Here is a 12,759-nt window from a genome sequence, read left to right as displayed (position 1 = left end):
GCGCCACCCTGGTGACGCGGGTCTTTCAGGTTTTTTGCGGTCGCCTTGAGGGTCCCTCGGGCGGGCCGCCCGGTTGTGTCGAATCACACAAGTAAAAACCCCGAAAAACGGCTCCATTTCTGGCTTGTAACCAGGGTCACGAACAGTTCGGGTGCTCCTGAGCTACGATGGCCTCCGGTTTCACCATCCACCAAAGGCTCGCATGAAAAAGGTCTACCGCAACGTCGGAGAAGGGGTGACTCGGCTCTTGGCCGAGGACTTCTGCCATCCAGACTGGCAACGTCTGACGGTGAAAGCGCACCGCATGAGCTTGCAGGGCCAGATCGACGCCTTGCTGGCCGTCGGCCAGCTCGACCGCCAGCAGATCCAGATCCTGCCCCATCAGGTCAATGCGGTCATGACGGCCATCAACAAGATGCACACGCGGGCGATCCTGGCGGACGAGGTGGGTCTGGGCAAGACCATCGAAGCCGGATTGATCCTGAAGGAATACCTGGCCCGCGGCCTGGTGCGACGCGTGCTGATCCTCACGCCGGCGCCACTCACCACGCAGTGGCGGGGCGAGATGCGCTACAAGTTCGGCGAGGAATTCACGGTGGCCGATACCCGCTCCGCGCAGGACGAGGACGGCTTTCGGGGCTTCGACCAGCATGACTTGCTGATTGCCAGTCTCGACACGGCCAAACATCCGGCCAACGCCGAACTGGTGCTGGGCAGACACTGGGATCTGGTCGTGGTGGACGAGGCCCATCGCCTCAAGAACGCCGCCACGCAGAGCTACAAGTTCGTGAAGGCCCTGCACAGCCGGTACATGCTGTTGCTGACGGCCACGCCGGTGCAGAACAGCCTGTTCGAGCTCTACAATCTGGCGGACCTGGTCCAGGGCGGCCTGCTGGGCACTCCGGCCCACTTCCGCAGCACCTTCGTGGAGGATCGCCAGGGCCGTGTGTTGAAGAACGCCGGCAAGCTGGGCGATCTGCTCGGGCGGATCATGGTGCGCCATCGGCGCGCGGACGTGGGCATCACCTTTGCCAACCGGCGGGTCGAGACGGTCCTGCTCGACGGCAGCCCCGATGAGCTGGCCCTGCATCAGGCCGTCGTGGACTTCGTCCGAGGCGCGCACAGTCGCACGAATGCCGATGAGCGCGGCCTCAAAACCCTGACCTACATCCGCTTGTCGCGCATGATGGCGAGCAGTCCGGCCGCCCTGGCTCAGGCCGTGCGTGGCATGCTGGCTGAATGTGCCGATGCCGCCGATGGGGTGGCGCTGCTGAACATCGGCCAGCTGGCGCAGAGCGTGCGCACGCCGGCCAAATGCCAGGCCCTGCTGCGGGTGCTGCGGGAGATCGACGACAAGGCGATCGTCTTCGCCAGCTTCTACGAGACCCAACGCTTCCTGCAAGCCCAGCTGGTGGCGGCCGGCCACGAGGTGGTGCTGTTCTCGGGCCTGATGGGGCAAAGCGAGAAGGATGCCGCTGTGGAGGCCTTCCGCGCCCCAGGCCGTCGCATCCTGGTCTGCACGGATGCCGGCTCTGAAGGCGTCAACCTGCAATTCTGTCACGCGCTGGTGAACTACGACCTGCCGTGGAACCCGATGCGCGTGGAGCAGCGCATCGGCCGGGTGCACCGCATTGGCCAGAAACGCGATGTGGTGGTCGTGAACATGGCCGTGCGCGACACCGTGGAAGAGTACATTCTCGAGCTGCTGAGTCAGAAAATTCAGCTCTTCACGCACGCCGTCGGCGAAACCGACCTGATCCTCAGCCAGTTGCGCGGGGTGGAAACCTTCGAACGGGCCGTGATCGAGGTGATCGCCAAGGCGCGGGAACCGCGGGACCTGCGCTACCAGTTCGAGGCCCTCGGCGAGCAAATGGCGCTTGCCAAACAGGCCGCCGACCAGATCAAAGCCTTCGACGCCCAGACCCTCTCCCTGCTCGACCTCTCCGCCATCGAAGAGGCCGCGCGCGCGTCATGAAAGCAGGACCTTCCGTGTCGACTCCCGCCTCCACGCCATCCGGCACCTACGTCTACCGCGACGGCATCTGGTTCTTTGTTCCCGCGCCGCCGCGTCCGAGCGTGCCGGTCCGCCCCGCGTGAGCGCCACTCCCTGCCCTGAGGAACGTCCATGACCGACTCGTCCATCCGCACCTTCGCCCTGGATTACTACCGCAAGCGTGGCGCCACCGTCGCCCCGCTGGAGCAGGGCCCTGCCGACTCGTATCGGATCACTCCGAAAGAGGGGGCGTCCCTGCGGGTCACCTTCGCCGACGAGCTGCCGGCCGGGGATCGCGAGCAGGCGCCGGTAGCGCTGACGACCACCAGCCCCTCGTGGCGCGCCATCCTGGACGACCTCACAGCCGAGGTGGCCGTGAGCTACCGCTACCTGGTCAGCCAGCCGATCGCCCATCCCGCCCGGACGCTGACCCAGGCGATGCCATCCGGCTGGCAGGTCACCAAGGCGCGTTTGCTCCGGGTGGAGAACCGCACGGCCCTTGGCTTGAGCCATCGCGTCACCTTCGATGCGCCAGCCCTCAGCGCGCGTCGGGAAGTGATGCATCATCACCTGTGGGACATCGCGCTCAACGAGCGCGTCACCGCGCTGGAGCCGTTCCTTTACGAGACGCCCACGCTGATGATCCGGCCGGAGGTCTTCCCGACGGAAGCCACGGTGCGGGCCCTGCTCGGACGCTCCCTGAACCAGATCGACCTGGACACCGACCACCGCGGCGCGGAACTGGAAGGCGAACTGGGGGCCATGCTCGCGGAGACGGAAAGCCGCACCAACCAGTACTACGAACAGCAGATGGGCCAGGTGCTGCAACGCGAAACGAGTCTGCAGGAGCGTTGCGAACAGACCCGCCGAAAACTGGCCGAAGCCCGCACCCCTGACGTGCTGGCGCGCTGCCAGCAAGACCTGAACAGCCAGCAGGCGCAACTGGCACACGCCCGGGAGCAGCGTGACGGCGCCTTGCAGGCCATCAGCCAGGCCTGTGAGCAGAAGCTCGCCCACGAACGGGAGCGCCACGAACTGACGGCGGTGACCGACCTGGTGTCGATCTGTCACGCCTCGTATGACGTGCTGACCTACGACGCAGATGTCCTCACGGCCGAGGGGGAGTCCGTCACGCTGCAGCTGCAATACTGGCCGGTCAGCAAGCAACTGCACCTGCCGCCCTGCTCCCGCTGCAACGAACCCCTGCAAGGCGGGCGTACCACGCCCGAGGGCGGTTGGATCTGCCAGACCTGCCTGCAGGCCTGTCCCGGCTGCGAGGAGGTCGTCCACGCGGAAGGAAGCTGGGGAACCTGCGCGGCCAGCGGGGTGACACGCTGCAGCGGATGCCTGACCCATTGTGCCGCTTGCGATGCCACGGTCAGCCTCGAACTGGCCAGGCCGAGCGGTCCCTACGAGCGGGCCGTGTGTCCCCGCTGCATCAGCATCTGCACGGACTGCGGCGAGACGAGCTGCGCGGGGCATCCTGTGCCGCTCTCCGTCCCCCCCGCCGCCGCGGAAGTCGCCGCGCCCCCGATGGCCGAACCGGCGATCGCCCAGGCGCTCCCGCAGCCCACCGGCGTCGAACCGGCGATCGCCCAGGCGCTCCCGCAGCCTGCCGGCGCCGAACCGGCGATCGCCCAGGCGCTCCCGCAGCCCACCGGCGCCGAACCGGCGATCGCCCGGGCGCTCCCGCAGCCTGTCGGCGTCGAACCGGCGATCGCCCAGGTGCTCCCGCAGCCTGTCGGCGCCGAACCGGCGATCGCCCAGGCGCTCCCGCAGCCTGTCGGCGCCGAACCGGCGATCGTGTCGCTGCCTGCTGGCGAGGTCAAGTCGACCGGGACCCTCGAAGCGCCTCCCCACATCGACGAGACGCCCGACCCGCGCTTCGATGCGCCTGCGCCGGCGGCCTTGCGCCAGACGATTGCCTTCAGCCCGAGCCGCGTCAGCGACGAAGCCCGGGAGGATCAGACGCTGGCGGCCCTGTTCAAGACGGTGGTGGGCGCGGTGACGCCTGTCGCGGCGGCCCCCGCCGAAGCGTCCCGCCCGACAGGGGTGGATCTCGGCACGCTGCACGCCTGCCCCAGCTGTGAACACCCGAGCGCGGGGCACGATCTGACGCCCTGTGGCACGTGTGGGGTGCCCACCTGTCAGCGCTGCATCCACGGCCCGCTGGCCCCTTGCCCGGCCTGCGAGAGCCTGGCGCCGACGGTGGCCTCCGACCCACGCCTGCAGCCGATCCTGGCCCGCTTCCCGGAACTGCGCCGCGGCAATCGCACCTGGGAGGTCTCCGTGACCGGCGCCTTCGTGGTCGCCCACTGGTCGAAGTGGGGCACCTGGGGAATGGTCACCTACCGCCAGGCACACGCCGCTGAGCCGGCCGAGATCGTCGCGGCTTTCCGCTGCGGCCACCTGGACTCGCTGCGGCAGATGCTGCCGTTGAAGAGGAAGCACGCATGAAATCGAACGAGACTGAACGCCTGCTGGGCCTGCTGGCCGAAGCCAACCCCAAGAGCATCTTTCTCGAGGTGGCCTTTCTGGAATCCTGGATGGCCTACCACCAGCGTCGCCAGGCTCTGATTCCGCTGGAGATGCTGCGCAAGGCCCTGCCGTTTCTGGAAGACGAGTTCCGCTGGCGCCCCAGGCCGGTCTGGACGGCCGGCGCCGCCAGGCCCGCCTGGGCCAGCCTGGCCACTGCGATCGCCACGCTCGGCATGCTGCTCACCACCCGCTGACGCGAGCACGTGGCCGACGACGGGCGCCCGCATCCCTATCTCGGCACCGACCTCGCGCCGGAAGCCTATTATCGCGCCTGCGCGGACGCCTACGACAACCCGCATGCCGACGGCATCGCCCGGATCCTGAAGGAACTGGCCCCGCCGCTGAGCGGGTGCGTGCTGGACCTCGGCTGCGGCGATGGGCTCGTCACCAAGTTACTGGCCCACCAGCCGGAACTCCGCTGCGTGGGCGTGGACCGGTCGGCCGAGATGGTGGCTCGCTACGTCCGAGAAACCGGCTGTTCGGCGAGTGTAGGCTGCTTCGGGGAGCCGCTGCCGGCCGCCGATTGGATCGTGGCCTCCTATGCCCTCCATCTGGCCACCCCTCAAGAGCAGGCCACGATGTGGTGGCGCATGCACGAGGCGGGCGCCCACGGTGTGGTGGTCATCAGTCCGTTCAAAGGCCGCCCGGCCGACCCGGCCCATTACTATCGTCTGGAGCGCCAGCTTCAAGGCCTCTATGGCCCTCACCGCAAGACGCTCTACGCCAAGTGGTACGCGCGGCGCTGAACGTCCTGAGGGGGATCCGCGCGTGAACGCAACGGCCTGGCGTCGAACGAGTTGCCAGCCGGGTTGAGCCCACCGGTCGAAACGACCGGAGAAGGCTCAGACCAGCATCGGAATGCCCTTCTTCTGAAGCAGGGCCAGAATGTCCCCGATCACCGTGCCGGCACGTTCCGTGTTCTCGGCAAACAACACGCGATGCGGCAAGCGCAGCGTCTGCAGGTGGTCCAGGAAGGCGTTATGGAGGCCCATGCGAGTCTCCTCATCCTCGATGCGCACCCCGTTGTTGCGCAGGATCACGTTGTCCGGGTGGAAGAGGTACACCATGTCATAGCCGCTCGTGAGCCGATCGATGTCGGCTTGCAGGCTGGCCATCGACTCCATCCCGAAGAGCTTCTCATAGACGTTGATCGAATAAGCCCCGCGGTCGATGAAGACGATGTCGCAATGACGATGCTCGGCCTCTCGCTCGGTCATCATGTCGAGGATCGTGCGCTGGGTCGCCAGGGCACCGCGGTTGATGTCGGGATGCGCCTCGAACAGGTCCCAGGCCGCTTCCTTGACGAAACCGACCTTGAAGGTGGGCAAGTTGAACATCTGGCGCAGGTTGTTGCTCATCGCAAAAAACTGACGAATCGCTTCGAGCGTCTTCGATTTGCCCGTGCCGGGCGCGCCGTCGAATACCACCTTGACCAAGCTCATGCCCTCTCCTCAGCAAACAGCGGTGTACCGCCTCCCCACTATACCGGATCCCCGCTGAACTTGCCTGGCCGATGACGCCCCCCGACACGCCTTGGAAAGAGCTCACAACGCGGGCGCGAGGCGTCCGGCCTCACCTGGGTATATGGGGCTCGGCGTGACCGTATCGACCTGACGGAGGTTTCCATGGCGCTCTGCCCGCGTTGCCGCATTCCCCTGAAAACCCACACCATCACCACGGACGTCGAAAAATGGCAAGTCGAGGTGGATGTCTGCAGCAACCGCTGCGGCGGGGTCTGGCTGGAAGCGCACGACTTCGAGGCTGACCGCCGGGCCAACATCCTGCTCGACCTGGAGGTCGTCCAGCTCAACACGCCCAAGCAAAGCCTGCCCCCAGGCAGCACCGAGGGACCCGCGACCTGCCCGGCCTGCAAGGTCCCGTTGGAGCGCTTCAACTGGAACAACCAGGGCATCATGATCGACACCTGCAAGCGCTGCAAAGGGCGCTGGTTCGACGGCGGAGAAGTGCGCACCATTTACAACATTCTCAAGTATCGCTGACGGGCAGGGCCCGCACCGGCACCCTCGCCCTGAGCAATCGGCCCAGCAGTGTCCGGCCAGCGCGGCCGCCCGAAGCTCAGCGCGGCTTGCGCCGCTGGCGGGCGATCCAGTGCTGAAGCTGATCACGCCCATTCTGCGCGCGCCGCGTGAGGTTGTAGACCAGGTTCTCCAGGCCGGTCGCGAGCCCCTTGGTGGCCGGATGTTGCCGAAACTGGTCATACGACTGGGAATCAAACACACGCTGCAGGGCCACGGGCGCTCGCGGCCGGGTGGTTTTCAGGGTGTCCAGCCGTGTGGCGAGATCGCCCCAGGCCTCCTTGACCCGGTGAGCCAGGACGGCACTGCGATCGCCGACCTCCCCCAGCACGCGGCGCGTGGCCTCGCCCTGCACGGCCCCTGCCGTCACCGTCTCCAGCGAGTCCGTGTGTTCGACGGCCAGGTTGACGAGTTGCAGCCCCGCGGAAGCCAGCTGCGCCCCGAAATTCACCGGCGGCGGCGTGACCGCTCCGACGAGTTCGGCCAGATTGGCCGTCAGCGAGGTGGTGGCCAGCATCCGCTCCTTGTGGCTGAGGTCGGACCACTGCTTCAAGCGTTCGAGGTTGGCAGCGGACTCCTTGGCCGCCAGCGAAAGGGCCGTGATGGGGTCGAGGTTGCTGACCAGCACGCGCTTCCCGACGTCGGCGCCCAGCCGCACGACCCCGTCCGCCCCCGGCACCATGTCCGTCACGCGGGCCGTCAGGGCTTGCAGCCGGGCCGGCAGGGCCGCGTCCTCGATCACGGCGATCGCCTGACGCAAAGCGACCACCCCCTCCTGCCCCAGCGCGTTGGCCACCAGGCGATCCAGCTTCTCGCCGGTGGCGGGCGGCGCCCCCGCTCCCGCTCCGGCCGCGTTTCGCCGCAGTTCCAGATGGCGGGCGCGCACATCCGGTTTGGGTTTGAGGCCCCCGGTGCTGACCCGCCCCAGGGGGCCCGTCGCGGCGCGGGGGTTGGCTGGTTTCGCCGGCGAGGCGAGCCGTTTGGTCCCTTCCCGGGGAGGCGACAGGGGAGGCGACAGGGGCGACGCCTCCGGCGCAGCAGCCGGTGGAGCGGCCTCGCGGGCGAGGGCCTCCCGACCGGCAAACATCTGGGCCAGATGGGCAATCTTCAACTGACGGGCGCGCAGGGCCTCGCCATCCAGCGACTTGAGGTCGCCCAGCGAGTCCGGCTTGCGCGGCGTCGGGGCCTCGACCGCCGGGGGCAACTCGGCCAGCGGCGGAGGCGTCGGCACGACGGGGCGCTCCTTGAAAAAAGCCGCCACGACCGAGGGAGCGATGTTGTCCAGGCCACCCGAACGGCGATCGCCCCCCAGCGCCGGTGAGGGTGCTGAGGGGGCGTGGTCCCGGGCGTTGGAATCAGGAGAGGGCCGGTCGGTCATGCCTGGTCCAAGCGAATGCCCGCCCGTCAATCCGGGAGGCTTTCCGATGCGGAGGAATCAGTCGTCCCGGCCCGACATCAGGCCGAACAGCTGCAGGATCGACTGGAACAGCCCGATGAAGTTGATGAACATGCCCAGCGCAGCGCCCATCCAGTCCGCATCGTCATAGTAGTTGCGGATGACGTTCATCTGATACACGGTGAAGGCAGAGAAAATACCGACGCCGCCCAGCGCGAGAATCAGCGACAGCACGCTGGAGTGAAAGAAGATGTTGAACAGGCCCGCCACGAACAGGGCCAGCACGGCGATGAACAGGAAGCCGCCCATGTTGGCGAAGTCGCGCTTGGTGGTGGCCCCGTAGAGGGACAATCCGCCAAAGGTCACGGCCGTCACGGTAAGGGCCTGCGCAATCACCGGCAGACCGCCGCGCAGGCCGGCCCAGGCCAGCAGAGGCACCAAGGTCGCACCGGACAGGGCCGCGTAAAGGAAAAAGAGCACCCGGTTGAGGCCTTCCTTGCGTTGCCACATCCCGGAGGTGAAGACCAGGGCCAGCTCGGCCACCACCGCTGCGATCAGCAAAGGCATGGCAATGGCGGGAGCCGTTTTGAGCACGGTGAAACCACCGTAAACGCCGGCAGCGGCCACCAGCAGGCCCATTCCGAAGGCGGGCATGACCTTGGTGGTGAAGGTCTGCTTGCTCATGGCCCCCCAGCTGGAAGCCGGCAGGGTGCCGATATGACGCGCGCGATCCATCTCGAACGACATGGGGCGTGTGCTCCTTTCAATACGACGCATTTCCTTCCATCCGAAGCGGATGGACTGTTGTCATTGTACCCGGTTTTTGACGGGTGGCAGGTGGCTGGAGCACCCCTCACGGCAGATCTGCCCTCGCTCACTTCGCCCACAGACGCCTGCCCCAAAGGCCCACAAGGCCTTGTGCAAACGGCTACAAGCCAGCGGGCTGCTCCGTGTTATGATCACCCGCGATGACTGCCGCCAAAATTCTGGTCACGGGCGCCGGGGGCTTGCTGGCCGCTGACCTCATTCCCGTGCTGCGGGCCGCCGGTCACCCGGTGCTGGCCTGTACCCGGGCCGACCTCGACGTGACCGATCCGCACGCCGTTCAGGCGAAGCTCGCCACGGAGCAGCCTCCCATCGTGGTTCACTGTGCCGCTTACACGCAGGTGGACGCCGCGGAGCGAGCCCCGGAGGAAGCCTGGCGCATCAATGCCGAGGCCACCCGCACGCTGGCCCGGGCCTGTCGGGAACAGGGGGCGACCCTGGCCTATCTCAGCACCGATTACGTCTTTGATGGCGAAGCCTCGCAGCCCTACCCCATCGATGCGCCCACCGGCCCCCTGAGTGCTTACGGGCGCAGCAAGCTGGGCGGCGAGGAAGCCGTCCGGCAAAGCCTGGAGGCGCATTTCATCATCCGCACCGCCTGGCTGTACGGCGCGGGCGGCGGCAACTTCGTCGACACGATGCGGCGGCTGGGACGGGGACGAGAGGTGGTGCGGGTGGTCGATGACCAGTTCGGCAGCCCGACGTGGAGCCACGACCTGGCGATCGCCCTGGCCGCGCTGCTGAAGAGCGGACGCCACGGCACCTACCACGCCACCGGGACGGGCACCTGCTCCTGGTTCACGCTGGCCCAGCGGGTGTTCCAGCTGGAACACCTGCCGGCCCCGCTCGAAGCGATCGACACGGCCCGCATGGCGCGTCCGGCGCCCCGACCGCGCTACTCGGTGCTGGATCCCAGCTCGCTGGCCCTGGCCGGCGTGGCCGCACTCCCCCCCTGGGAGGAGAGCCTGGCCCGCTACCTGGCCACCCAACCCTTCGGCGGAGCCTGATCGCGACAGCGAGGCCCCGGCCTGTCAGGTAGTGCCGCCATCGGCAGGCGGGGGCAAGGGCCGCACCTTGCCCTTGTTGCCTTCGAGCGCCTGCATGTAAGCCGTCTTGTCGCGCACGGCGCTGGCCAGTTCGTCTTGCAACTGCTTGTAATCGCGCGTCATCTCGTCCAGGCGCTTCTGCAGATCGGTCATCTGTTCGCCCTTGGCCGCCTTTTCGGCCTTTTCGAGCTTGGTGACGGCGGTCTTGGCCTTGCGCAGATCCTTGCCGGTCGTCGCCAGGCGAATCTCGGCCTCCTTGCGCAGGGCCCGCTCCTCGCCCAGCTCCTTGAACAGCCGCGCCACCTCGCGCTCGGAGTTGGCCAGCAACGCCGTCATCTCAGCGACCCGCTCATCCACCCCCTGATTCATCTGACGCGCCTGCGCCAGTTCCGCTTGCAGACTGTAAAGTTCCTGTGAAGCGCGCTGCTTCAAGGTTTCGTAAGCCGCGAGGGCGCGCTGCTGGTCCTGCTCGCGCAGGCTCATGAGGCGCTGCGTTTCCTGTTCACGCGCCTCGGCCAGCTGCTGCAACTCGTGGTCCCGCGCGGCCAGATGCTGGTCCTGGGTGGCCAGCCGGGTTTTCACGCTGGCAAGCTCCTGGCGCAGGTGTTTCATCTCGGCCTGATGCGTCTCTTCGCGCTGCGCCAGCACCATGGCCGCTTCCAGCTGGCGCTTGAGTTCCGTCAGCGCCGCCTGCTGGGAATCGACCACGCCGCGCTGCTCCTGGAGCTGCTGCTGCGACTTGATGGCCGTCAGGCGATGGGTATTGAGCTCCTGCCGCCAGGCCAGGCGCTCGGCCGACAGGTCGTCGATGCGGTTGAGGGCATACTGCAGCTGGCCCTGCATGTCGCGCGCCAGAATCTCGTGCAGCTGTTTCTGATGGTCGATGTAGCCACGCAGCTTGGCGTTCTCGGCCTTGAGCCCCTGAAACTTGCCGGCGAACTGGTTGAGCGTCTGCTTGAGGACATCGAAGAGCGACTGCGCCAGCTGCCCACGCTCGTCCTGGACCGCGCGCGAGATCTGCTGCCACTGCACCAGATGCGCGTCTCGTTCGTGCAGCGCGCGGTTCAGCGTCTGGATGTGGTCGATCAGCTTGCGAAGTTGCTGATCGTAGGCGCTGGACATGAGGCGGACGAGGGCTCCCGGGGTTGGCCGTCGGCAGCGCCGCAAAGCGGCGTAACGAGGGTTTCACGAAATCGTGACGCCCACCACCGACAGCAAAGGTGGCTTGCCGGGGGTTATTGTAGCACAAGGGCTTCCGGGATTTGTCGACGAAAGAAAAGGGTCCCGCAGCGTGCAGCGCGGGACCCCAGCTCAGTGGGTCGCGAAAGCCGGCCTGGCCGGCCCCTCAGGCGTCAGTCGAGCTTCTCCACCAGGCCATAGGCATCGCCTTGCGGATCACTCCGGTCCGACGCCCCGAAGTGGAAGGTCGCAGCCTGACGGCCCACCCGCACCAGGCGCATGACCTTCTCGTAGCCCGGCGCCTCGACCGTGAGGGTGCCGCGCAGGCGAGCCGGCACCTTGTCGAAGGTGTAGTTGCTGGAGCTGTCGAGCTTGGCCTCCTGCTTGAAGGGGCCCTGGTCCGATTCCCCCTCCAGCCGCACCACGCCGGCGGGCGGGAGCTGCACCTTGGCCTGCGGGGCGCGCACCTTGCCGCCCACGCTGACAAAGACGGCTGCCGGGGCTTCCTGCAAGCGCTTGACCAGCGCAAACTGAGGCGCAAGCGGGTCTTCGCGGGTGGCCTTGCCACCGAAGTGCGCATAACCCCCATCCCCAGCTGCCACCGGCGGAAGCGTGCGCACCACCGGGAGATAGTCCGGGTGAGAGACGGTCAATTCGACGGCCTCATCGGCCGGGACGGCCTCGAAGGAGTAGGCCCCTCGCTCGGCGGAGGTCCGCGTCTGGAGCTTGACCGCCTGGGCCCCCAGGCTCAGGAGCGTCACCGCGGCGTCCGGCACCAGCTTGCCGGTGAGGTCGTAGATCTCCCCCTTCAGGCGGGCGGGCTCCTGCTTCAGCACCGGCGCCTTGGCCGCCAGCGGATAGCGGTGGCCGAGCGGGTCGGTGTCGGTACGCGTGCCACCGAAGTTGAGCGTCGCAAAGCCGGGCTGCCCGCAATCCTGGAAGGTGGCCAGCGGGGTCACGAAGCGACGCCGCGACTCGCCCGAAGGGACGTGTCGCACCGTTACTTCCAGGCGCACGCCGGCCGGCGCGTCCGGCACCTCGAAGCGCCCATCGACCACGGTCACGTCGCGCAGGAAGCCGAAGTCCCGCGAGGCCACGCGCACCTCGACCTCGTCCCGGAAAGGCACGCCCTGCTCGTCAAACACGTGCCCGCTCAACACGACCGTCTGGCTAGGCCCGGGCACGCAAGGCACGGGGAACCAGGGCTCGCTCACGGGCGGCCAATCCGGTTGCGGCTCCACCGCGATCGGGGGTTCCGGCGGCGGCGGGGGGGAGACCGGGCCTTCACCGTCCAGGAAGGCCTGCGCCAGTTCCGGGTAGCCGGTTTGCAGGCACTCCCAGGCCGTCATCCGGCGCTTGGCCAGCGGCGGCGTCAGCTTCAAGCGATAGGTTCCTTCACTGGCGCTCGTTGAACCAGGCGCTCCCATGGCCCCCCCCGCCGTCCCAACCATCGGCACTCCGCCTGATTGCGTGTAAATCTCGCGCAGGCGCCCCCGCACGGCGGCGCCATCGGGCAGGCTGCGGAATTCCGCCGGCGCACGCAGCCCCGCGAACTCGCCGTAAAGGTTGAGCGAGGCCGCGTCGCAGCCGGGCGGCGGCGGATAGATCATCGGACACACGCGATCGCTGCCGGCCGGAATCACGAACGACGGGCTATCGGGCCCGAAGCGTTCGCAGCCATCCGTCCCGCTGATGGTCACGGGCGGTTTGGGCACATCAGGACGGTCCACGTTGACCAGCGGGTTG

General features: G+C 67.6%; 11 protein-coding genes. 6 read left to right on the top strand and 5 right to left on the bottom strand.

The window, feature by feature from the left end; genetic code table 11:
* Positions 1–202 precede the first annotated feature (202 nt).
* The 4 genes from VKP62_14100 (at position 203) to VKP62_14085 (ending at position 5,277) form a co-directional block, all read left to right on the top strand.
* Positions 203–1,975, top strand: coding sequence for an SNF2-related protein (locus tag VKP62_14100; protein MEB3198327.1), 1,773 nt, complete (start codon positions 203–205; stop codon positions 1,973–1,975).
* A gap of 150 nt (positions 1,976–2,125) precedes the next feature.
* A complete protein-coding gene (locus VKP62_14095) occupies positions 2,126–4,450 on the top strand; it encodes a hypothetical protein (protein MEB3198326.1) in 2,325 nt (774 codons plus the stop codon).
* Positions 4,447–4,725, top strand: a complete 279-nt coding sequence (locus VKP62_14090; GenBank protein ID MEB3198325.1) for a hypothetical protein — start codon at positions 4,447–4,449, stop codon at positions 4,723–4,725. The genes VKP62_14095 and VKP62_14090 overlap by 4 nt, the downstream gene beginning before the upstream one ends.
* A 9-nt stretch (positions 4,726–4,734) precedes the next feature.
* Positions 4,735–5,277, top strand: a complete 543-nt coding sequence (locus tag VKP62_14085; GenBank protein ID MEB3198324.1) for a class I SAM-dependent methyltransferase — start codon at positions 4,735–4,737, stop codon at positions 5,275–5,277.
* A gap of 96 nt (positions 5,278–5,373) precedes the next feature.
* Here VKP62_14085 and VKP62_14080 read toward each other — a convergent pair whose 3' ends face one another.
* Entirely contained in the window at positions 5,374–5,973 is a 600-nt protein-coding gene (locus VKP62_14080; GenBank protein MEB3198323.1) for an ATP-binding protein, read from the bottom strand.
* A gap of 183 nt (positions 5,974–6,156) precedes the next feature.
* Between VKP62_14080 and VKP62_14075 the strand changes: the two genes are divergently transcribed.
* Positions 6,157–6,531, top strand: coding sequence for a zf-TFIIB domain-containing protein (locus VKP62_14075; protein ID MEB3198322.1), 375 nt, complete (start codon positions 6,157–6,159; stop codon positions 6,529–6,531).
* Positions 6,532–6,607: 76 nt separating this feature from the next.
* Here the strand turns inward: VKP62_14075 and VKP62_14070 are convergent, their stop codons facing one another.
* Positions 6,608–7,945: a hypothetical protein gene (locus tag VKP62_14070; GenBank protein ID MEB3198321.1), complete on the bottom strand. Its 1,338-nt coding sequence runs from the start codon at positions 7,943–7,945 to the stop codon at positions 6,608–6,610.
* A 57-nt stretch (positions 7,946–8,002) separates the two neighbouring features.
* A complete protein-coding gene (locus tag VKP62_14065; protein ID MEB3198320.1) occupies positions 8,003–8,710 on the bottom strand; it encodes a Bax inhibitor-1/YccA family protein in 708 nt (235 codons plus the stop codon).
* 221 nt (positions 8,711–8,931) lie between these two features.
* Here VKP62_14065 and rfbD point away from each other — a divergent pair, with 221 nt between their 5' ends.
* Entirely contained in the window at positions 8,932–9,795 is an 864-nt protein-coding gene (rfbD, locus tag VKP62_14060) for a dTDP-4-dehydrorhamnose reductase (GenBank protein ID MEB3198319.1), read from the top strand.
* A 24-nt stretch (positions 9,796–9,819) separates the two neighbouring features.
* On the opposite strand, the gene VKP62_14055 is transcribed toward rfbD, so the two are convergent.
* Together VKP62_14055 and VKP62_14050 are read right to left on the bottom strand one after the other, a co-directional pair.
* A complete protein-coding gene (locus tag VKP62_14055) occupies positions 9,820–10,956 on the bottom strand; it encodes a hypothetical protein (GenBank protein MEB3198318.1) in 1,137 nt (378 codons plus the stop codon).
* 230 nt (positions 10,957–11,186) lie between these two features.
* A partial coding sequence (locus VKP62_14050) for a carboxypeptidase-like regulatory domain-containing protein (protein MEB3198317.1) occupies positions 11,187–12,759 on the bottom strand: 1,573 nt, incomplete at its 5' end.

The organism is Candidatus Sericytochromatia bacterium, assembly GCA_035285325.1.
GTDB lineage: Bacteria > Cyanobacteriota > Sericytochromatia > S15B-MN24 > JAQBPE01 > JAYKJB01.
The sequence above is the reverse complement of the archived record's forward strand: the minus strand, read 5'-3'. Positions and strand labels throughout refer to the sequence as shown.

Excerpts from the sequence above, each read along its gene's own strand:
- VKP62_14100 (MEB3198327.1), top strand. The coding sequence starts at position 203 with ATGAAAAAGGTCTACCGCAACGTCGGAGAAGGGGTGACTCGGCTCTTG.
- VKP62_14095 (MEB3198326.1), top strand. The coding sequence starts at position 2,126 with ATGACCGACTCGTCCATCCGCACCTTCGCCCTGGATTACTACCGCAAG.
- VKP62_14090 (MEB3198325.1), top strand. The coding sequence starts at position 4,447 with ATGAAATCGAACGAGACTGAACGCCTGCTGGGCCTGCTGGCCGAAGCC.
- VKP62_14080 (MEB3198323.1), bottom strand. The coding sequence starts at position 5,973 with ATGAGCTTGGTCAAGGTGGTATTCGACGGCGCGCCCGGCACGGGCAAA.
- VKP62_14075 (MEB3198322.1), top strand. The coding sequence starts at position 6,157 with ATGGCGCTCTGCCCGCGTTGCCGCATTCCCCTGAAAACCCACACCATC.
- VKP62_14070 (MEB3198321.1), bottom strand. The coding sequence starts at position 7,945 with ATGACCGACCGGCCCTCTCCTGATTCCAACGCCCGGGACCACGCCCCC.
- VKP62_14065 (MEB3198320.1), bottom strand. The coding sequence starts at position 8,710 with ATGTCGTTCGAGATGGATCGCGCGCGTCATATCGGCACCCTGCCGGCT.
- rfbD (MEB3198319.1), top strand. The coding sequence starts at position 8,932 with ATGACTGCCGCCAAAATTCTGGTCACGGGCGCCGGGGGCTTGCTGGCC.
- VKP62_14055 (MEB3198318.1), bottom strand. The coding sequence starts at position 10,956 with ATGTCCAGCGCCTACGATCAGCAACTTCGCAAGCTGATCGACCACATC.